Genomic DNA, 19,921 nt, shown 5'->3' with positions numbered 1-19,921 from the left:
CAGGCGGTTCCCATGTCCGTCTCCCGGTCGTTCCCGTCAGTTGAAGGACGGCGGGCTCGACAGGTCCGTGGCGGGCTTCTGCTCTCCGCCCTGCTCGGCCGGCTTCTGCTCGCCGCCTTCCAGCGGATTGCCGGCGGGAAGCTGCAGGCCGCCCGGCAGGCCGAGGCCGCCGCCATTGTCGGGCAGTGTCAGGCCGGGCAGGCCGCCGTCGCTGCCACCGAAGCCGGGCACCTCGATCTTGATGGTCGCCGGATCGACGCCGCTGCCCTCACCCTTGTAGTGCATGACCATGCCCGGGAAGAGGATGGTGAGCGCCACCATGAGGATCTGGATACCGACGAAGGGCACGGCGCCCCAGTAGATCTGCCCCGTCGTAACCGGCTGGGTCACCTTGCCGGTCACCTTGTCGAGATAGGGCACCTTGGCCGCGACCGAGCGCAGGTAGAACAGCGCAAAGCCGAAGGGCGGATGCATGAAGCTCGTCTGCATGTTGATGCCGAGCAGCACGCCGAACCAGATGAGGTCGATGCCGAGCTTGTCGGCGGCCGGCGCGAGCAGCGGCACGATGATGAAGGCGAGCTCGAAGAAATCGAGGAAGAACGCCAGGAAGAAGACCAGCACGTTCACCGCGATCAGGAAGCCCGTCTCGCCGCCCGGCATCGAGACCAGCAGGTGCTCGACCCACAGGTGCCCGTTCACGCCGTAGAAGGTGAGCGAGAAGACGCGCGCACCGATGAGGATGAACAAGACGAAGGCCGAAAGCCGGGTTGTGGCCGTCAGCGCCGAGCGGATGACCTCCAGGGAAAGCCGGCCCTTGGCCGCCGCCATGGCGAGGGCGCCGACAGCGCCCATGGCGCCGCCTTCCGTCGGCGTCGCAATGCCGAGGAAGATCGTGCCAAGCACGAGGAAGATCAGCGCCAGCGGCGGGATCAGCACGATGATGACCTGCTGGGCCAGCCGCGACATCATGTTGATGTTGAGCGTCTTGTCCGCCACCGCCACGATGTAGATGAAGATGACGCCGACGGTGCCGCCGAGAATGTCGGCGTTTTCGCCCTGCGTCGGATAGAGATAGATATGCGCCGCATAGGCAAAACCAGCCGCGACGGCGAGCGCGATGGCGAGCGACGTCACGCCCGAGCCGAGAGAACGCGCCTCCAGCGGCAGCGCCGGCATCGAGTCCCGCTTCAGGAAGGTCATCAGCAGGATGTAGCCCATATAGAGCCCGGTCAGCACCAGACCCGGAATGAGCGCACCGGCATACATGTCACCGACCGAGCGGCCGAGCTGGTCGGCGAGCACGATGAGGACGAGCGACGGCGGGATGATCTGCGCCAGCGTGCCGGAGGCCGCGATGACGCCCGAGGCGATGGACCGGTCATAGCCGTAGCGCAGCATGATCGGCAGCGAGATGAGGCCCATCGCGATGACCGAGGCGGCGACGACGCCGGTGGTGGCGGCAAGCAGCGCGCCCACGAAGATGACCGCATAGGCAAGACCGCCGCGGATCGGCCCGAAGAGCTGGCCGATCGTGTCGAGCAGGTCCTCGGCCATGCCGGATTTCTCCAGCACGATCCCCATGAAGGTGAAGAAGGGGATGGCGAGCAACGTGTCGTTCGACATCACCCCCCAGAGCCGCTCCGGCATCGCGTTGAGAAGCGGCCAGGAGAGGTTGATCGTGTCGGAAAACGGCGCGAGTTCCACGCCGATGACGAAGAAGAGCAGGCCGTTCGCCGCGAGCGCGAATGCCACCGGGTAGCCAAGCAGCAGGAACACGATCAGCGACATGAACATGATCGGCGCGAGATTTTCCGCAATGAACTCGATCATGCGCCCTTCTCCCCTGCGACGGACGTATCGAGCGGCGCGTGCGTCGGCACGTAGGGCGTCGGGTCCTCCATGTCGCCGCGCATGATGGCGATCTTCTTGATGATCTCGGAGACACCCTGGAAGGCCAGCAGCAGGAAGCCGCCGAGGAGAATCGCCTTCGCCGGCCAGACGATGAGGCCGCCGGCGCTGGAAGAGCCCTCGCCAGAGCGATAGGACATCAGCACATAGGGCACGAGGAAATAGACCATCAGCAGCACGAAGGGCATCAGGAAGAGGCAATGGCCGAGCAGGTCGATCCAGTGCTGCACCCGGCGCGAGAACTTGCCGTAAACCACGTCGATGCGGATGTGCTCGTTCTGGGACAGTGTGTAGGCGGCGGCGAGCATGAAGGCGCCGCCGAACAGATACCATTGCGCCTCGAGCCAGGCGTTGGACGATGTGTTGAAGACCTTTCGGACGATGGCATTTCCGGCACTGACGAGCACGGCGATCAGGATCAGCCAGCCAACGGCCTTCCCGATATTTTCCGTGATCACGTCGATGAGCCGGCTGAAGGCCAGCAGCGCTTTCATGAGAACTCCTCCCCGCTTGGTATGTTATTGCTTTGGTGCCAAGCACAGCCAGAGTGCCGATTTCAAGGCTCGTTTCAAGTCCGCGGCCCGGTTTTCCCGGCCTGAGGGCCTGCATTAGACGAAAGGCGAATACGGCTTCGGCCGCATTGCACAAACGATAGGCAGATATGGGCGCAACCGCGCCCTTGCCCCCTTCGGCGGTTCTGCTACAACAGCGCCAAATCATCATACAAATAAGGGCGGAGCCATGTCCCCGATCAATCTCGCAATCGTCGGCGTCGGCAAGATCGTGCGCGACCAGCATCTTCCGGCCGTCGCGAAGAATGCCGACTACAAGCTGATCGCGGCGGCGAGCCGCCACGGCACGGTCGATGGAATCGACAATTTCAAGTCGATCGACGGGATGCTGGCCAAAGTGCCCGCCATCGATGCCGTCTCGCTTTGCATGCCGCCGCAATATCGCTACGAGGCGGCGGAAAAGGCACTTTCGGCCGGAAAACACGTCTTCCTGGAAAAGCCGCCGGGCGCGACGCTCTCCGAAGTCGCCGACCTCGAGGCACTGGCGGCATCGAAGGGCCTGTCACTCTTTGCCAGCTGGCATTCGCGTTACGCACCGGCCGTCGAGGCGGCCAGGGCCTTCCTCGCCGGCACGACGATCCGTTCCATGCGGGTGATCTGGAAGGAGGACGTGCGCCACTGGCATCCGAACCAGGAATGGATCTGGCAGGCTGGCGGCCTCGGCGTCTTCGATCCGGGCATCAACGCGCTCTCCATCGTCACCCATATCCTGCCGCGCCCGGTCTTCATCACCGCGGCCACGCTGGAGTTCCCGGAGAATCGCGATGCGCCGATCGCCGCCGCGATGACCTTCACCGACGCCAGGGGTCTCGACCTCGCCGCCGAATTCGACTGGCGGCAGACCGGCAAGCAGAGCTGGGACATCATTGCGCAGACCGAGGCGGGCGAGATGGTCCTGTCGGAGGGCGGCGCAAAGCTCTCCGTCGACGGCAAGCTGGTGCATGACGAGCCGGAACAGGAATATCCGACGCTCTACAGGCGCTTCGCCGACCTGGTGAAGACCGGGCAATCGGACGTCGATCTCGCGCCGCTTCGCCACGTCGCCGACGCCTTCATGCTCGGGCGGCGCAAGTTCGTCGACATGTTCTACGATTAGCCTGCATGCAAAGGCCCGCCTCCCGGCGGGCCTTCCCCGTCAGGGCTTCGTCACCCCGCCTGCGTGGCGAGCGGGGCCGGATCGGGACGCTTGAGGAACAGGACAGAAAGCGCCGCAAGAAGGCACATCAGGCCGGCGATCTGCAGCGCAGGCATGTAGGTGTCGTAGTCGCTCTTAAGGTAGCCGGCACCGAAAGCCGCCGTTGCCGCACCGAGCTGGTGGCCGGCAAAGACCCAGCCGAAAACGAGGCCGGCCTTTTCGCGGCCGAAATTCTCCGCCGCAAGCTTGACGGTCGGCGGCACGGTGGCAACCCAGTCGAGGCCGTAGAAGACGGCGAAGACCGACAGCTCCACCACGCTGAAACCGGAAAAGGACAGGTAGAGCAGCGAGAGGCCGCGCAGCCCGTAGAACCAAAAGAGCAGGAGGCGGTTGTCGTAGCGGTCGGAGAGCCAGCCGGCAAAGACGGTGCCGAAGAAATCGAAGATGCCGATGACGGCAAGCGTGCCGGCCGCCGTGACCGCCGCCATGCCGAAATCACCGCAGATCGAAATCCAGTGCGTCTGGATGAGGCCATTGGTCGAGAGGCCGCAGACGAAAAACGTGCCGAACAGCACCCAGAACACCGCGTTGCCGGAAACGCTCTTCAGCGTGACGAGCGGCGCAAGCAGCGTGGCGCGAAGATTGTGATCCTGCTTCGGCGGACGGACGACCGCCGTCTCGCCATAGGCGGGCAGGCCGAGATCGGCGGGATGATCGCGCATCAGGAGAAGGACGAGCACCATGGCCGCGGCGATGACGGCGACGGCGAGCGTCAGGGCCGCGCGCCAGCCATAGGCGTCCGTAAGCGCCGCGAGCAGCGGCAGGAAAACGAGCTGTCCGGTGGCGCTGCTTGCCGTCATCAGGCCGACGACGAGGCCGCGGCGTTTCGCGAACCAGCGCGCGGCGACAGTCGCACCCAGCACCAGCGCCGTCATGCCGGTGCCGAACCCGACGACGACGCCCCAGAGCAGCAGGAGCTGCCAGACCTTCGTCATGAAGAAGGAGGCGACGATGCCGCCCATGATGAGGGCGAGCGCCGTCGACACCACCTGGCGGATGCCGAAATGGTTCATGAAGGCGGCGGCGAACGGGCCGAGCAGGCCGAAGAGCACCAGCCGCACGGCCATGGCCGAGGAGATGTCGGCAATGTCCCAGCCGAACTCCTCGTGCAGAGGCTGGATCATGACACCGGCCGAGCCCATCGCGCCGGCGGTGGCCAGCATGGTGAGGAAGGTGGTCGCGGCCACCATCCAGCCGTAGTGAAGATTGCGGCCGGCCATCCAGCGGGCGACGCCTGTCGAGAACATCCGTAAATCCCTTCCCACCTGCGCTATGCAGCGCGATTTTCGGGTATATGCCCTCATTAGCGGGCATATACCCCTTTCAAGCCAAAAACTCAGAGCGCCGCGAGCAGTTCCCGCAGCCGTTCCGTACCGTCGGGACCCAAGCGGGCTTCGATCGCGTCCTGCACGCCATCCCACAGCGGCGCACCTTCCCGCAGCACCGCGTGGCCGGGTTCTGCGATGGTCAGAACCGCCTCGCGCTGGTCCTTGCCGGGCTGGATCGCAATCAGCCCCATGCGCTCCAGCACCTTGGCGTTGCGGCCGACCGTCGACCGGTCGAGCTCGACGCGCGTACCGAGATCCGTCAGCGAGACGGGCGCCATGCGATGGATGTTTCGGAGCAGGCTGAACTGCGCGATGTTCACCCCCAGCGGCGCCAGCGCCTCGTCATAGTAGGACGAGACCCGTCGCGAGGCCTTGCGCAGCACGATGCAGTGACAGAGATCCCTGGACATTTTTTCGGGTATATACCCATAAACTCCCGGAAGCAAGGCCTGCCGCAACGCGGTCAGGCCTTCTTCATCCAGCGGCCGTCGCTGTTCTGCTGCCAGTAGGTGAGCTGGTGCCCCTCGCCTTTCAGGCGTTTCCAGTGTTCGCGCGCCGTTTCCACCTCGGCCTGGTCGTAGCCGTCGAACATGAAGATGACGCGTTCATAGGCATCGAGCGGCGGCGGCGCGGCACCGGCGACGAGGAAGCGCACCGTCGCGCCGTTCGCATTGTCGAATGCGGTGGTCAGCAGCACCGGCTGCTCGGCGGGAAAGGCCTGCTCGTCGGTGCCATGCGGCAGGAAACTGTCCTCGCGGAAGGTCCAAAGATGTGTGTCGAGCGCATCGCGGCGCTCCGCATCGCCGGTCTGCACGACGACGCGCCAGCCGCGCTCGAGGCTCTTGTCGACGAGCGGCGGCAGCGCATCCTCGAGCTTCGATTCGGTCAGGTGGTAGAAGAGGACTTCGCTCACCCTCTCCTCACCCTTCGTAGTTCGCGCGCACCAGCTCATCCAGCAGGCGCACGCCGAAGCCCGAACCCCAGGACTGGTTGATCTCGTCGGTCGGCGAGCCCATGGCGGTGCCGGCGATGTCGAGATGCGCCCAGGGCGTGTCCTTGACGAAGCGGTGCAGGAACTGCGCGGCGGTGATCGAGCCGGCATAGCGGCCGCCGGTGTTCTTCATGTCGGCGAACTTGCTGTCGATCATCTTGTCGTATTCGCGGCCGAGCGGCATGCGCCACAGGCGCTCATTCGTCGAAAGGCCGGCGGCGGTGAGGCGCGCGGAGAGCGTGTCGTCGTTGGAGAACAGCCCGGCATGGTGGCTGCCGAGCGCAACCATGACCGCGCCGGTCAGCGTTGCAAGGTTCACCATGAACTGCGGCTTGAAGGTCTCGTTGCAGTACCAGAGCGCATCGCACAGCACGAGGCGGCCTTCGGCATCGGTGTTGATGACCTCGATCGTCTGGCCGGACATCGACTTGACGATGTCGCCCGGGCGCTGGGCGTTGCCGTCGGGCATGTTTTCCACAAGGCCGAGAATGCCGACGACGTTCGCTTTCGCCTTGCGGGCGGCAAGCGTGTGCATCAGGCCGATGACGGCGGCAGCGCCGCCCATGTCGCCCTTCATGTCCTCCATGCCGGCGGCCGGCTTGATCGAGATGCCGCCCGTATCGAAGACGACGCCCTTGCCGATGAAGGCGATCGGCCGATCCTTGTCCTTGCCGCCCTTCCACTGCATGACGGCAAGGCGCGGCGGGCGCACGGAGCCCTGCGCGACGCCGAGCAGCGCCGCCATGCCGAGCTTCTTCATCTCGCGCTCGGTGAGAATATCCACCTCGACGCCGAGTTTTTCGAGCGCCTTGGCCTTGTCGGCGAACTCGACGGGGCCAAGCACGTTGGCCGGCTCGTTGACGAGGTTGCGGGCGAGAATCACGCCCTCGGCGACGGCATCGGACACCTCGTTCGCCTTCTTGGCGGCGCTCGCCACGGCGGTGACGACCGTCACCTTGACGGCCTTGCCGTTCTTCGCCTCATCGTCGTCGCTCTTCTTCGTCTTGTAGGTGTCGAAGCTGTAGGCGCCGAGCTGCATGCCGAGGGCGAAATCGGCGGCGTTCTTGGCCGTCACGGTGGCGCCAGGCGCATCGAGATAGATCGTCACCTTCTCGGCGCGGCCAATCCTGCCGGCAGCGGCGCCGCCGGCCTTCAGCCAATCATGAGCCACCAGCTTTTCCGCCTCGCCGAGGCCCAGCACGAGGATCCGGTCGACAGGGGCGCCGTGCGGCGCCAGAACGTCGAGCGTCTTCAGCGCCTTGCCCGAAAATTTCGCAACACCCGCCGCGCGGGTGACGACACCTTCCGGATCGACCTCGCCGAGACCGGCCGGGGTCTCGTTCGCAATCTGCAGGAGGATCGCAAGGCCGCCCGAAGCGCGTGCCGTCTTTGCGAAACCGATGTCGAATCTGGAAGCCATGACTTACTCCGAATGAATGCCGGCAGGCCTGTCATCCCGCCAGGGAGGCCGCCAATCTCATCAATTCCTTGTCGCTTTTGCGGCGCTTGGCAAGATGCGACACCTTGTTTACAGATGGTTAGGCATGCTTGTTCGCCATAAATTTTCCTTGGCCGGAGAGACTCCCGCCTATGGCATCAGCCTGAAGAAAGCTTATATGCCCATGGCTGTTCCGATGGGTGCCCCCGCACGAGGCCGGAGCCGCTTGTCGGAAACGCGGACGAAACGATGAAACTGATCGAGCGCTATATCCTGCGGCGGGCGTCGCTCATGTTCGTCGCCACGCTTGTGCCCCTGCTCGGCATCGTCTGGGTCACGCAGGCGCTCGGCAGCATCAATCTCGTCACCGACAGCGGCCAGTCGATCTTCGCCTTCCTGAAGCTGGCGTCGCTGGTCCTGCCTTCGGTCATCCCGATCATCCTGCCCTTCGCACTCGTTATCGGCGTGTCGCAGACGCTGACCGTGATGAACTCCGATTCGGAGCTGACCGTGCTGAATTCGGCCGGCGCCTCGCGCATGACGATCATCCGGCCCGTGATGATCCTCGCCGTGGCGATGAGTTTCGTCTCCTTCGCCGTCGACAACTTCGTCGAACCCTATTCGCGCACCGCCGTGCGCAAGATGATCGCCACGGCCCATGCCGACATGCTGTCCGCCGTCGTGCAGGAAAACACCTTCCGCAAGATCACCGACGGCCTCTATGTGCAGGTGGCGGAGCGGCGCAATGGCGGCGTGCTCTCCGGCCTCTTCGTCGCCGATACGCGCGACCCGCGCTTCGAGCTCGTCTACTATGCCCGCGAGGGCGCGGTGGACGAGAACAGCTCGGCGCTCGTCATGAAGGACGGCGAGGTGCACCGCAAGCTGCCGGACGGCAACGTCTCGATCATCAAGTTCGATTCCTATGCCTTCGACCTTGCCGACCTCACCCAGAGCGTCGGCAAATCCAACATCAGGGCCAAGGATCGCGATCTCATCTATCTCTTCGACCCGGATCCCAACGATCCGCAATACAAGAAGAACCCCGGCGCCTTCACCGCCGAGATCCACCGCCGCTTCACCGAATGGCTCTTCCCGGCGGTCTTCGGTCTCATCGCGCTCGTCGTCAGCGGCGATGCCCGCTCGCACCGCGAGGCGCGCGTCCATCCGATGATCACGGCGCTGCTGACCGCCCTCTTCGTGCGCTGGACGAGCTTCTACGCATCGAACAACGCGGACGATTCCGCCTTTTACATTCCCATCATGTATCTCATTCCGGCCATCACCGCGGCGCTGGCGATCCGCTATCTCGGGCGCAACAAGAGCCTCGACATTCCCGTGACGCTGGGCGAGCGGCTGACGGACCTGCGCGACCGGCTCATGACCCGCTTTTCGCGGGCAGGCTCCACCCCCGCCGGCGGGAGCGGCACGCCATGATCCCGACGCTCGGCTTCTATTTCTTCCGCCGCTACATCATCACCACCGTCTGGTTCCTGCTCGGCATCTTCTCGCTGATCTTCATCATCGATTTCAGCGAGATGTCGAACCGTGTCGGCGTGCTGCCGGGCTATACCATCACCAGCGGCCTCCTGGTGACGGCGCTGCGCATCCCGACCATCCTGATGCAGACCGTGCCCTTCGTCGCGCTCTTTGCCGGCATGGCAGCGCTAATCTCGCTCAACCGGCGCTACGAACTGGTCGTCACGCGCGCGGCGGGCATTTCGGTCTGGCAGTTCCTGCGCCCCTTCATCATCGGCGCCTTCCTGTTCGGCATCACCGCCGTACTGGCCATCAATCCGATCGCCGCCTGGGGCTCGAAGAAGGCCGCGGAACTGGAAGCGGGCTGGGGCGCCAGCAACGCCGCACGCACCGAGACCGCCGTACCGTGGCTGCGCCAGATCTACGGCAACGACCAGGCGATCATCGGCGCCAAGGCCGTTCTCGACGGCGGTACGCGCCTTGTGAACGTCACCGTTATCCACTTCGATCCCGACGGCCGCATCGTTCTGCGGCAGGACGCCGATTCGGCGACCTTGGAAGATGGTTACTGGTTGCTTAAGAACGTGCACGAGACGCGCAACGGCGAATTGCCGGTCCGTCTCGACGAGGTACAGCTTCGTACCAACCTGAAACGGGAATTCGTTCAGGAGAGCCTCGAAAAGCCTGAATCCATTCCGTTTTTGAGCCTTGGACGCAAGATCGAGGCGGCCAAGTCCTTCGGCTTCCCCACGGATGCAATGGAAACCCAGTTCCATTCCATGCTGTCCCTGCCGCTGCTTCTGGTTGCCATGACGCTGATCGCAGCCTGTGTATCATTGAAATTTAGCCGGTTTAATCAATCGCGTGCGGTGATTCTGGGTGGCATCCTGTCGGGCTTCATGCTTTATGTCGTCACCGTGCTTGTGAAAGCATTCGGAAGCAGCGGTGTTGTACCTCCGTTCGTTGCGGCCTGGCTCCCAGTGGTCGTCGCAATGTCCTTGGGCGCGACGATTCTTCTCCATCAGGAGGATGGCTAGTGGCGGCAGGCGACCGCAAAACGAATCGGTGGTTGAAAGCCGCCCTGCTTGCAGGTGCGGCCATGTGCGCCATCGTGTCCGCGCTCCCCGCCCGGGCGCAGGCACCCGACATCCAGTCGATGGAACCGAAGATTTCCGACGACGCCAAGCTGCTGCTGGCGGCCAACGAGCTCGTCTATAACAAGGATACGGAAAAGGTGATCGCCCGCGGCGCGGTGCAGATCAACTATGGCGGCTACAAGCTCGTCGCGCGCCAGGTCGAGTACAACCAGCAGACCGGCCGCCTGACGGCGCATGGCAATATCGAGCTCATCGAGCCGACCGGCAATCGCGTCTATGGCGACGAGATGGACCTGTCGGACGATTTCGCCAACGGTTTCGTCAATGCGCTGCGCATCGAGACCACGGACCTTACCAAGCTGGCGGCAACCAGCGGCGAGCGCGTCAACGGCGAGGAGATGATCCTCAACCACGCCGTCTACACCGCCTGCACGCCCTGTGCCACCAACCCCACGCACCGGTCGCTCTGGCAGGTCAAGGCCGAGCGCGTCGTGCAGAACGGCCGCACCAAGACCATCCGCATGGAGCGCGCGCGCTTCGAGATGTTCGGCAAGCCGATCGCCTATATTCCCGTGCTGGAAGTGCCGGACCATACGGTCAAGCGGAAGAGCGGTTTCCTCTTCCCGCAGTTCAGCTACGAACAGAAGCTCGGCCTCGGCATCACGACGCCCTATTATTTCGCCATCGCGCCGGACATGGACGCGACCCTCTCGCCGACCGTCCTGACCCGTCAGGGCTTCCTCGTCGAGGGTGAATTCCGCAAGCGCTTCCACAACGGCCAGATCACGCTGCGTGCTGCCGGCATCGACCAGTGGAACCCCGGTGTGTTCACCGCCGGCACGAGTGACCGGCGCGACGACTTCCGCGGCATGGTTGCCTCCGAAGGTCGCTTCAAGATCAATCCCCGCTGGTCCTTCGGCTGGGATGTCATGGCGCAGACCGACAACAACTTCTCGCGCACCTACGATCTCGATGGCCTGGAAGACCGTATCCACGTCAACCAGATCTACCTGACCGGCCTTGGCGACCGGAACGTCTTCGACCTGCGCTCGTTCTATTTCGACGTGCAGGACGCCGATCCGCAGGACCGTCTGGAGCGCAAGCAGGCGATCGCCCAGACGCTCGACCACGAATATATCGTGCCGCAGCCGGTGCTTGGCGGCGAGCTGTCGATCACCACGAACATCACCAATGTCGAACGCGACCTGCGCGACGCCTACAGCGTGCGCGGCAACGACCGCTTCCGCGGTCTTGCCGGCGGTACGACGCGGCTGACCAGCGAGGTCGAATGGCGGCGCCAGTTCGTCGTGCCGGGCGGCCTTGTTCTGACCCCCCTGCTCGCGGCGCGCGGCGATATCCACCGCCTCGACATGACCGACCCGGGCCTCGGCTATGCCGGCAACTATGTCGACGACAACAGCACGACCCGCACGATGCTGACCGCCGGCCTCGAAGCCCGTTATCCGATCCTGGCGACGACCGACTACAGCACGCATCTCTTCGAGCCGATCGCACAGATCTACCTGCGTCCGGACGAAGACCATGCCGGCGGCCTGCCGAACGAGGACGCCCAGAGCTTCGTCTTCGATGCCACCAACCTTTTCGAGCGCGACAAGTTTTCCGGCTTCGACCGGATCGAGGGCGGTTCGCGCGCCAATCTGGGCCTGCGTTATACCGGCACCTTCGACAACGGCCTTCGCCTGCGCTCGATCATCGGCCAGTCCTTCCATCTGGGCGGCGTGAACTCCTTCGCAACGCCCGATCTCGTCAATGTCGGTGCCAATTCGGGCCTGGAGACGGATTCGTCCGACTATGTCGGCATGGCCGGCATCGATCTGCCGAACGGCCTGTCGATTGCCCACAGCGCGCGCCTCGACAAGGATGACTTCTCGATGCGTCGTGCCGACACCTCGGTGCGCTTCGACGGTGCCCGCTTCGAGACGGAAATCACCTATACGCGCATCGCCGCGCAACCGGCCTATGGTCTGGCGGACGATTCCAGCGAAATCCAGAGCGCCGCGGCCTTCAAGTTCCAGGACTACTGGTCGGTGTTCGGGTCGCTGACCTACGACATCAAGCGCCAGAGCCTGTCGCGCAACGGCATCGGCTTCTCCTATGACGATCGCGACACCGTGTTCTCGATCGTCTACGAGCAGACGCGCGACAAATCCGGCACGACGGCGAACGACTGGTCGATCGGTGCGCGGCTGATGTTCCGCACGCTCGGCGACATCAATGTCGGCGACACGACGCTGACCGGCTTCGAGTAAGCGTCGCCGCGCTCTTGTCATCGTTTGGCCGCATGTATTATGCACATCCGGGAGAAACGCCCGCCGGTGAAGGCCTCCTGCGTGGACGGCATTCCCGCACGAACGACACCGGTGCGCGCGAAATGGGTTTGGGAAAGGGACTGGCATGACGGGCAGACACTCTCTGGTTCGCTCCATGATGATGGGCGTGGCACTTGCCGCTGCGGCGACGATCGCGGTTCCGGCCGGCACGGTCCAGGCCGCAAGCGGCATCGTGGCCGTCGTCAACAACACGCCGGTCACCTCGGGCGAGATCGAGCGCCGCGCCGCCTTCCTGCGCCTGCAGCGCGCCGACGGGAACCTGCGCGCCAAGGCTCGCGAGCAGATGATCGACGAAGTGCTCAAGCGCACGGAGATCCTGCGTCTCAAGATGTCCGTCAGCAGTTCCGAGGTGGAGGCCGCCTATGCGCGCTTTGCCGCCTCCAACAAGATGTCGACACAGCAGCTCGGCGAGATCCTGAACCGCGCCGGCGTCGGTTCGGATCACTTCAAGCAGTATATCGCCATCCAGATGAGCTGGCCGCGCGTCGTCAATGCCCGCTATGGCGCCGCCAAGGACAGCAAGACCCTGGTCCAGCGCATGCAGGAGAACGGCGGCAAGAAGCCGGTCACCACCGAATATTTCCTCAAGCAGGTCATCTTCGTCGTGCCGGAAAAGCGCCGCAACGCCATTCTCGGCAAGCGCAAGCAGGAAGCCGAAGCCTCGCGTTCGAAATTCCCCGGCTGCGAACAGGCCAAGGTCTTCGCCGCCACCATGCGTGACGTCTCGATCCGCGATCTCGGCCGTGTCCTGGCGCCGGAGATGCCGGAAGACTGGAAGCCGTTCATTGAGAAGGCGAACGGCATGACGACGGGCACGCGCGTCACCGAACGCGGCGTCGAATACCTCGCTATCTGCAAGAAGCGCGAGGTCAACGACGATGTGGCGGCCGAAATGGTCTTCCGCGCTGAGGACCTCAGCAAGGCCAAGAGCAACGAAGGCGACGAGAACAGCGAGAAGTACATCGCCGAACTGCGCAAGAAGGCGACGATCACCGAACGTTGATACCCGGAGCTCCGCCCGGCGCTTCCCATGAAGCGCTGCTGCAGAGGCGTTCCCCTTTCAACCCGCTGACCGGCAGGGTCCCCATGACGACGACAAGTTTTCCTCCGCTGGCGCTCACCATGGGCGATCCGGCGGGGATCGGGCCGGATATCACGCTCGCCTTGTGGTCGGCTCGCAGGGCGCTCTCCCTGCCGCCCTTCCTTTTCATCGGCGATGCCGCCGTGTTGCGCACACGCGCCGCAGCTCTCGGGATTGATGTCACCGTCGCGCTGGCGGAGCCGGAAGCGGCAACCGCCCTCTTCCCGGACGCCCTGCCGGTGCTTGCCTGCGACTGCACCGTGCCGGCTGTCGCCGGCTCGCCCGATTCCCGCAACGCCGCCGCCATCACCGGCGCGATCGAGACCGCGGTCACGCTGACATTCGCCGGCCGCACCGCCGCCGTGGTGACGAACCCGATCGCCAAGGCCGTGCTCTACGATGCCGGCTTCGGCTTTCCCGGCCATACGGAATTCCTCGCGGACCTCGCTGCACGGAAAACGGGACGACAGGCCCTGCCCGTCATGCTGCTGGCCGGGCCGAAGCTGCGCAGCGTGCCCGTCACCATCCACATTCCCCTGAAGGATGTGCCGGACATGCTGACGGAAGAGTTGATCGTGGAGACGGCGACCATCACCGAGCGCGACCTGCGTCAGCGCTTCGGCATTGCTCGTCCGCGCCTAGCGCTTGCCGGGCTCAACCCGCATGCCGGCGAAGGCGGTGCGCTGGGCCTTGAGGACGATGCCATCGTGCGCCCGGCCGTGGAGCGGCTGCAGGCAGCCGGCATCGACGCGGTCGGCCCGCTGCCGGCCGACACGATGTTCCACGATGCCGCCCGTGCCACCTATGACGTCGCGCTCTGCATGTATCACGACCAGGCGCTGATCCCTGCCAAGGCGCTCGGCTTCGACGATTCCGTCAATGCCACGCTTGGCCTGCCCTTCATCCGCACCTCGCCGGATCATGGAACGGCCTTTTCGCTGGCCGGCAAGGGCATCGCCAAGCCCGACAGCCTGCTCGCCGCCCTTCGCCTCGCCCACGACCTCGCCCTACATGAACGGGCCGCAAAGGAGACCGCCTGATGGCTGCACTCGACGGGCTGCCGCCGCTTCGCGATGTCATCCAGCGCCACGGGCTGGATGCGAAGAAGGCGCTTGGCCAGAACTTCCTGCTCGACCTCAACCTCACCCAGAAAATCGCCCGCACCGCCGGCCCGATCGAAAACCATACGGTGATCGAGGTCGGTCCCGGCCCGGGCGGCCTGACGCGCGCCATCCTGGCGCTCGGCGCAAAGCGCGTGATCGCCATCGAGCGCGACGCGCGCTGCCTGCCCGCGCTCGCCGAAATCTCGGAGCACTATCCGGGCCGTCTGACGGTCATCGAAGGGGACGCGCTGAAGACGGATTTCGAGGCGCTGGCGCCGGGCGAACCGGTGCGCATCATCGCGAACCTGCCCTACAATGTCGGCACGCAGCTCCTCGTCAACTGGCTGCTGCCGAAAGCCTGGCCGCCCTTCTGGGAATCGCTGACACTGATGTTCCAGCGTGAGGTGGGCCTGCGCATCGTGGCGGAAGAGAACGACGACCACTACGGTCGGCTCGGCGTGCTCTCAGGCTGGCGCACCCATGCCCACATGGCCTTCGACGTTCCGCCCCAGGCTTTTACCCCGCCACCGAAGGTCACCTCGTCGGTCGTGCATCTGGAACCGGTACCCAACCCCTTGCCCTGCGATGTGGCCGCGCTGGAGCGCACCACCCATGCCGCCTTCGGCCAGCGCCGCAAGATGCTGCGCCAGAGCGTCAAGTCGCTCGGCGGCGAAGCCCTCTTGGCGCGCGCGGAGATCGACCCGCAGCGACGGGCCGAGACGCTGAGCGTGGAAGAGTTCGTACGGCTGGCGAACGCGTTGTAGGCTTTAAACAGCCCCTCATCCGGCCTGCCGGCCACCTTCTCCCCGCAAGCGGGGCGAAGGGATAGGCCGATCCGTTTTTCCTCAACCAATACCCGTTTACAGGGCAAGTCCTCTCCCCGCTTGCGGGGAGAGGGTTAGGCTGAGGGGCAATCCCACGGAAAGAGGATGCGAACGAACGCCTACAAAGCCGGCTTTTCCGTCACCAGCTTCGTCACGAACTCGAACAGGCCATGCCGCCGGTCGCGGCGCAGGCGTTCGGCCTTGACGATGCTCTGCACGGCGTCGAAGGCGACGGAGAGGTCATCGTTGAGGATGACGTAGTCGTATTCCCGCCAGTGCTCGATCTCGGCACGGGAATTGGCGAGACGGGTCTGGATGACCTCTTCCGTATCCTCGGCTCTCCGGTGCAGGCGCGATTGCAGCTCCGTCATCGAGGGCGGCAGGATGAAGATCGAGACCACATCGGCCGGCATCTTCTCCTGCAGCTGCTGGGCGCCCTGCCAGTCGATGTCGAACAGCATGTCGCGGCCGGCGGACATCGCCTCCTCCACCGGCTCGCGCGGCGTGCCGTAGAAGTTGCCGTGCACCTCGGCCCATTCGAGCAGCGCATCGCTGTCGCGCAGCCGCTCGAACTCCTTGTGGTTGATGAAATGGTAGTGGCGCCCGGCGATCTCGCTGGCCCGGCGCTGGCGGGTCGTGACGCTGACCGACAGGCTGAGTCCGGGATCGGCCTCCAGGAGGTTGCGGGCGATGGTCGACTTGCCGGCGCCCGACGGCGAGGAGATGACGAGCATGAGCCCGCGGCGTTCGATTTGGATATGCTTCGACGGCTCGGCCATGGCCTACTCCAGATTCTGGACCTGTTCCCTGAACTGATCGATGACGACCTTCAGTTCGATACCCGCAGCCGTTACAGCAGCGGCGTTCGACTTGGAACAGATCGTATTCGATTCCCGGTTAAATTCCTGTGCGAGAAAATCGAGCTTGCGGCCGATCGGCCCGCCTTCGGCGATCAGCTCCCGCGCCGCGGCGACGTGTCCCTTCAGCCGGTCGATCTCCTCGCGCAGGTCCGCCTTGGTGGCAAGCAGCGCCGCCTCCTGGTGCAAGCGGTCGCGGTCGAGCGCCGTCGTTCCCTGCAGGAGCACGGCGACCTGGGCCGAAAGCCGCTCGGCAATGGCCGAAACGCTGCGTGAGGGATCGGCCTCGACGGTCGCCGTCAACGTCTCGACGCGGGCGACCTGGCCGAGCAACACCCCGGCAAGCGCCACGCCCTCCTTGCAGCGCATCTCGGCAAGACAGCGGATCGCCTCCAGGAGCCCCGTGCGGATATCGGCATCGCGCGCCACGCGCTCGGCCTCGCTCTCGTCAGCCTCGCGGAAATCGACGACGCCGCGCATGGCGAGCAGCGTGTCGAGCTTGAGCGGCGCCGGATCGATCTTGCCGGCCAGCTGCTCGCGCAGCGCCAGCACGGCCGCAAGCGCACCCTGGTTCACCACCGCCTCGACCTGGGCTTCGCTGACGCTGACGGAGAGGCCGATCTGGAGATTGCCGCGCGCGAGGGTCTCACCTGCAAGGCGCCGCACATCGCTCTCCAGCGCCTCGAAGCCGGGTGGCAGGCGCAGCCTGATGTCGAGACCCTTGCCGTTGACCGAGCGAAGCTCCCAGACCCAGCGCGTGCGCCCGCTGGTTCCCTCGACCCGCGCAAAGCCGGTCATCGATTGCAATGTCATGTCGTCCTCCTGTGGCGCCCGGCGACGGCAGGTCAAGCCGGAAGGCGGGGCAGCCGAAACGCGCGGCAGGCGCGAAAACCATCCCCCAAAGTGGAGCAGTTTCACGGGGTTGGAAACGGGGGAGCGCCGGGAACGATACGCGATCCACATCAAAGGTGGGGATGAACCGGAAAGCATGCCCCGGAATACGAAAAGGCCCCGGATTTGCCGGGGCCTTCAGCATGAAAAAAGGCGTTCTTACTGCGAGCCTGCCGCTTCCGCCTCTTTGGCGGCCTCGGCCGCCTTTTCCGCTTCCAGCTTGCGCCAGCGGCGGACATTCTGGTTGTGCTCGTCCAGCGTCTCGGCGAAGACGTGACCGCCCGTGCCGTCGGCGACGAAATAGAGATCCGGCGTGCGCGACGGATTGGCGACCGCCTCGAGGGCGGCACGGCCCGGATTGGCGATCGGCGTCGGCGGCAGGCCCTTGATGATGTAGGTGTTGAACGGCGTCTGCTTCTCAAGATCCGACTGGTAGATCGGGCGGTCAGCCGGCTTACCGTCGCCGCCGAAGATGCCGTAGATGATCGTCGGATCGGACTGCAGACGCATGCCCTTGTCCAGGCGGTTGAGGAAGACCGAGGCGACGCGCGGCCGCTCGTCGGCCCGGCCCGTCTCCTTCTCGACGATCGAGGCGAGCGTCACGAACTCCTCGCGCGTGGCGATCGGCAGGTTGTCGTCGCGGCGCTCCCAGATCTGGTCGATCAGCGCCTTCTGCGCATCCTGCATCTGGTGCAGGATGTCGCCACGCTTCGTACCGCGGGAGAACTTGTAGGTATCGGGCATCAGCGAGCCTTCGGCCGGCAGGTCGGCCGGCAGATCGCCTTCGAGTACCGGATCGTCGGACAGGCGCTTGAAGATCTGCTTGACCGTCAGCCCCTCCGGCACGGAAACGCTGTAGAGGATCGACTTGCCCGACTTCAGGAGTTCGACGATCTCGCGCATCGTCGCACCGGACTTGATCTCGTATTCGCCGGCCTTCAGCGTCTCGCCGTCGAGATAGATGCGCGAAAGCACACGGAAGACGCGGCTGTCGGTGATGATGTTGTTGCGCTCGAGATTGGCCGCGATCTCGTTCGTGCCGGCGCCGCCACGCACGATGAAGTTCGTGTTGGCCGTCAGCGGGCCCTGTTCCTCGTAGCTCTTCACGCCATAATAGAAGATGCCGATGCCGATGATCGTGGCGAAGACGACCACGGTCATGACGAAATTCAGGAAGATGACGATCTGGCTGCGCGCCTTGCGCGAGCGGCGCTTGCTCGGCGGCTGCGGCACCTGTTCCGGCCGGAGGGCCTCATTGGCGGACTTGGGAATGATGCGCGACTGGCCGGAGGCCTCGCCGCGGCCAAACTGCGTCTCGCCGGGTTCGTTCGTGTCGCTCACGGACTGTCCTCATGTTCGGGCATTGCTCGACTGTCTTCCAGCAGAGCAATACGGCAAAAGCAGGATGGGCCTGCCCTGCGCATTCGGGTGTGTAGCGTGCCGGGGCAGAAGCCCCGGTTCAGGCGTAGCGCTTGAGAACCAGCGACGCATTCGTTCCGCCGAAGCCGAACGAATTGGACAGCGCCACGTTGATCTCGCGCTTGCGCGCCTTGTGCGGCACCAGGTCGATCGCCGTCTCGACGTCGGGATTGTCGAGGTTCAGCGTCGGCGGAGCGATATTGTCACGGATCGCCAGCGCCGTGAAGATCGCCTCGACGGCGCCGGCGGCGCCGAGCAGATGGCCGATCGCCGACTTGGTGGACGACATGGAGACGCGCGATGCGGTATCGCCGACCAGACGCTCCACCGCACCAAGCTCGATCGTGTCGGCCATGGTGGAGGTGCCGTGTGCGTTGATATAGTCGAGCTCGCTTGCCGGAATGCCAGCGCGCTTCAGCGCCATCTGCATGCAGCGATAGGCGCCATCGCCGTCTTCCGACGGCGCGGTGATGTGGTAGGCATCGCCCGAAAGACCGTAGCCGACGACTTCGGCGTAGATCTTTGCGCCGCGCGCCTTCGCGTGCTCCAGCTCTTCCAAGATGACGACGCCGGCGCCCTCGCCCATGACGAAGCCGTCGCGGTCGCGGTCATAGGGGCGCGAGGCAGCGGTCGGGTCGTCATTGCGGTCGGTGGAGAGCGCCTTGCAGGCGGCAAAGCCGGCGAGCGCGATGCGGCAGATCGGCGATTCGGCACCGCCCGCCACCATGACGTCAGCATCGCCCAGCGCGATCAGGCGGCTGGCATCGCCAATGGCGTGCGCGCCGGTCGAGCAGGCGGTGACGACGGAATGGTTCGGGCCGCGCAGCTTGTGCTTGATGGAGACCTGGCCGGAGGCGAGGTTGATCAGGCGGCCGGGAATGAAGAAGGGCGAGACGCGGCGCGGACCCTTGTCGCGCAGCGTGTAGCCGGCCTCGACGATGCCATCGAGGCCGCCGATACCCGAGCCGATGAGCACGCCGGTCGCGATCTGGTCCTCGTCGGTCTTCGGATGCCAGCCGGCGTCTGCCAGCGCCATGTCGGCGGCAGCGACGGCGTAGACGATGAAAGGATCGACCTTGCGCTGCTCCTTCGGTTCCATCCACTGGTCGGCATTGTAGGTACCGCCGGTACCGTCGCCGAGGGGAATGGAGCAGGCTATCTTTGCAGGGAGGTCATCGACCTCGAAGGTGGTTACCCTGGCAGCGCCGCTGCGGCCTTCAAGAAGCCGGCTCCAGGTAACTTCGGTGCCACAGCCAAGCGGGGATACCATGCCGGTACCCGTGATAACGACACGCCTCATCGTCCGTGATCCACCCTTATGTATTCTATGTCTATTGCCCCAAGAGGAGGTGCGGCCCGGGAAGGCCGGGACGGGCCACCCGAAGGAGGC

The 19,921-nt window shown here is 64.9% G+C and carries 17 protein-coding genes; 7 read left to right on the top strand and 10 right to left on the bottom strand.

Going from position 1 to position 19,921, the window contains the following annotated elements; all coding sequences use genetic code 11:
• Nucleotides 1-36: 36 nt before the first annotated feature.
• Nucleotides 37-1,830, bottom strand: coding sequence for a TRAP transporter large permease (locus K0P03_RS05795; protein ID WP_023516230.1), 1,794 nt, complete (start codon nucleotides 1,828-1,830; stop codon nucleotides 37-39).
• On the bottom strand, nucleotides 1,827-2,402 hold the full coding sequence (locus tag K0P03_RS05790; protein ID WP_050742904.1) for a TRAP transporter small permease subunit: 576 nt from the start codon (nucleotides 2,400-2,402) through the stop codon (nucleotides 1,827-1,829). Before K0P03_RS05790 ends, K0P03_RS05795 begins: the two co-directional genes overlap by 4 nt.
• A gap of 247 nt (nucleotides 2,403-2,649) precedes the next feature.
• Between K0P03_RS05790 and K0P03_RS05785 the strand changes: the two genes are divergently transcribed.
• Nucleotides 2,650-3,576, top strand: a complete 927-nt coding sequence (locus tag K0P03_RS05785) for a Gfo/Idh/MocA family protein (RefSeq protein ID WP_272789113.1) — start codon at nucleotides 2,650-2,652, stop codon at nucleotides 3,574-3,576.
• 50 nt (nucleotides 3,577-3,626) lie between these two features.
• Here the strand turns inward: K0P03_RS05785 and K0P03_RS05780 are convergent, their stop codons facing one another.
• The 4 genes from K0P03_RS05780 to K0P03_RS05765 form a co-directional block, all read right to left on the bottom strand.
• The gene (locus tag K0P03_RS05780) at nucleotides 3,627-4,922 is read right to left on the bottom strand and encodes an MFS transporter (protein WP_272789112.1); all 1,296 of its coding nucleotides are present in this window, start codon (nucleotides 4,920-4,922) and stop codon (nucleotides 3,627-3,629) included.
• A gap of 89 nt (nucleotides 4,923-5,011) precedes the next feature.
• Complete coding sequence (locus K0P03_RS05775) at nucleotides 5,012-5,413, bottom strand: MarR family winged helix-turn-helix transcriptional regulator (RefSeq protein WP_272789111.1); 402 nt, start codon at nucleotides 5,411-5,413, stop codon at nucleotides 5,012-5,014.
• Between the two features lie 53 nt (nucleotides 5,414-5,466).
• Complete coding sequence (locus tag K0P03_RS05770) at nucleotides 5,467-5,916, bottom strand: DNA polymerase III subunit chi (RefSeq protein ID WP_023512333.1); 450 nt, start codon at nucleotides 5,914-5,916, stop codon at nucleotides 5,467-5,469.
• Between the two features lie 7 nt (nucleotides 5,917-5,923).
• On the bottom strand, nucleotides 5,924-7,414 hold the full coding sequence (locus K0P03_RS05765; RefSeq protein WP_023512334.1) for a leucyl aminopeptidase: 1,491 nt from the start codon (nucleotides 7,412-7,414) through the stop codon (nucleotides 5,924-5,926).
• 267 nt (nucleotides 7,415-7,681) lie between these two features.
• On the opposite strand from K0P03_RS05765, the gene lptF reads away from it, so the two are divergent.
• From lptF to rsmA, 6 genes are all read left to right on the top strand, one after another.
• Nucleotides 7,682-8,866: an LPS export ABC transporter permease LptF gene (lptF, locus tag K0P03_RS05760; protein ID WP_023512335.1), complete on the top strand. Its 1,185-nt coding sequence runs from the start codon at nucleotides 7,682-7,684 to the stop codon at nucleotides 8,864-8,866.
• Complete coding sequence (gene lptG, locus K0P03_RS05755) at nucleotides 8,863-9,945, top strand: LPS export ABC transporter permease LptG (protein WP_050742899.1); 1,083 nt, start codon at nucleotides 8,863-8,865, stop codon at nucleotides 9,943-9,945. Before lptF ends, lptG begins: the two co-directional genes overlap by 4 nt.
• Nucleotides 9,945-12,275, top strand: a complete 2,331-nt coding sequence (locus tag K0P03_RS05750) for an LPS-assembly protein LptD (RefSeq protein WP_023513991.1) — start codon at nucleotides 9,945-9,947, stop codon at nucleotides 12,273-12,275. The genes lptG and K0P03_RS05750 overlap by 1 nt, the downstream gene beginning before the upstream one ends.
• Nucleotides 12,276-12,420: 145 nt before the next feature.
• Nucleotides 12,421-13,359: a SurA N-terminal domain-containing protein gene (locus K0P03_RS05745; protein WP_272789110.1), complete on the top strand. Its 939-nt coding sequence runs from the start codon at nucleotides 12,421-12,423 to the stop codon at nucleotides 13,357-13,359.
• An 83-nt stretch (nucleotides 13,360-13,442) separates the two neighbouring features.
• Entirely contained in the window at nucleotides 13,443-14,477 is a 1,035-nt protein-coding gene (gene pdxA / locus K0P03_RS05740) for a 4-hydroxythreonine-4-phosphate dehydrogenase PdxA (protein ID WP_272789109.1), read from the top strand.
• Nucleotides 14,477-15,304, top strand: coding sequence for a 16S rRNA (adenine(1518)-N(6)/adenine(1519)-N(6))-dimethyltransferase RsmA (rsmA, locus tag K0P03_RS05735; protein WP_023513994.1), 828 nt, complete (start codon nucleotides 14,477-14,479; stop codon nucleotides 15,302-15,304). The genes pdxA and rsmA overlap by 1 nt, the downstream gene beginning before the upstream one ends.
• Nucleotides 15,305-15,483: 179 nt before the next feature.
• Here rsmA and gmk read toward each other — a convergent pair whose 3' ends face one another.
• From gmk to fabF, 4 genes are all read right to left on the bottom strand, one after another.
• Complete coding sequence (gmk, locus tag K0P03_RS05730; RefSeq protein WP_023513995.1) at nucleotides 15,484-16,143, bottom strand: guanylate kinase; 660 nt, start codon at nucleotides 16,141-16,143, stop codon at nucleotides 15,484-15,486.
• 3 nt (nucleotides 16,144-16,146) lie between these two features.
• On the bottom strand, nucleotides 16,147-17,034 hold the full coding sequence (locus K0P03_RS05725) for a YicC/YloC family endoribonuclease (RefSeq protein WP_050742896.1): 888 nt from the start codon (nucleotides 17,032-17,034) through the stop codon (nucleotides 16,147-16,149).
• A 237-nt stretch (nucleotides 17,035-17,271) separates the two neighbouring features.
• Complete coding sequence (mltG, locus tag K0P03_RS05720; RefSeq protein ID WP_050742895.1) at nucleotides 17,272-18,453, bottom strand: endolytic transglycosylase MltG; 1,182 nt, start codon at nucleotides 18,451-18,453, stop codon at nucleotides 17,272-17,274.
• A 118-nt stretch (nucleotides 18,454-18,571) separates the two neighbouring features.
• Nucleotides 18,572-19,831 carry a beta-ketoacyl-ACP synthase II gene (gene fabF / locus K0P03_RS05715; protein WP_272789108.1) on the bottom strand — a complete coding sequence of 420 codons (1,260 nt, stop codon included), beginning with the start codon at nucleotides 19,829-19,831 and terminating at the stop codon, nucleotides 18,572-18,574.
• Nucleotides 19,832-19,921 lie beyond the last annotated feature (90 nt).

This window comes from Shinella sp. HY16 (assembly GCF_028534175.1).
In the GTDB taxonomy this organism is placed as follows: domain Bacteria; phylum Pseudomonadota; class Alphaproteobacteria; order Rhizobiales; family Rhizobiaceae; genus Shinella.
The sequence above is the reverse complement of the archived record's forward strand: the minus strand, read 5'-3'. Positions and strand labels throughout refer to the sequence as shown.

Excerpts from the sequence above, each read along its gene's own strand:
- K0P03_RS05795 (WP_023516230.1), bottom strand. The coding sequence starts at position 1,830 with ATGATCGAGTTCATTGCGGAAAATCTCGCGCCGATCATGTTCATGTCG.
- K0P03_RS05790 (WP_050742904.1), bottom strand. The coding sequence starts at position 2,402 with ATGAAAGCGCTGCTGGCCTTCAGCCGGCTCATCGACGTGATCACGGAA.
- K0P03_RS05785 (WP_272789113.1), top strand. The coding sequence starts at position 2,650 with ATGTCCCCGATCAATCTCGCAATCGTCGGCGTCGGCAAGATCGTGCGC.
- K0P03_RS05780 (WP_272789112.1), bottom strand. The coding sequence starts at position 4,922 with ATGTTCTCGACAGGCGTCGCCCGCTGGATGGCCGGCCGCAATCTTCAC.
- K0P03_RS05775 (WP_272789111.1), bottom strand. The coding sequence starts at position 5,413 with ATGTCCAGGGATCTCTGTCACTGCATCGTGCTGCGCAAGGCCTCGCGA.
- K0P03_RS05765 (WP_023512334.1), bottom strand. The coding sequence starts at position 7,414 with ATGGCTTCCAGATTCGACATCGGTTTCGCAAAGACGGCACGCGCTTCG.
- lptF (WP_023512335.1), top strand. The coding sequence starts at position 7,682 with ATGAAACTGATCGAGCGCTATATCCTGCGGCGGGCGTCGCTCATGTTC.
- lptG (WP_050742899.1), top strand. The coding sequence starts at position 8,863 with ATGATCCCGACGCTCGGCTTCTATTTCTTCCGCCGCTACATCATCACC.
- K0P03_RS05745 (WP_272789110.1), top strand. The coding sequence starts at position 12,421 with ATGACGGGCAGACACTCTCTGGTTCGCTCCATGATGATGGGCGTGGCA.
- pdxA (WP_272789109.1), top strand. The coding sequence starts at position 13,443 with ATGACGACGACAAGTTTTCCTCCGCTGGCGCTCACCATGGGCGATCCG.
- rsmA (WP_023513994.1), top strand. The coding sequence starts at position 14,477 with ATGGCTGCACTCGACGGGCTGCCGCCGCTTCGCGATGTCATCCAGCGC.
- gmk (WP_023513995.1), bottom strand. The coding sequence starts at position 16,143 with ATGGCCGAGCCGTCGAAGCATATCCAAATCGAACGCCGCGGGCTCATG.
- K0P03_RS05725 (WP_050742896.1), bottom strand. The coding sequence starts at position 17,034 with ATGACATTGCAATCGATGACCGGCTTTGCGCGGGTCGAGGGAACCAGC.
- fabF (WP_272789108.1), bottom strand. The coding sequence starts at position 19,831 with ATGAGGCGTGTCGTTATCACGGGTACCGGCATGGTATCCCCGCTTGGC.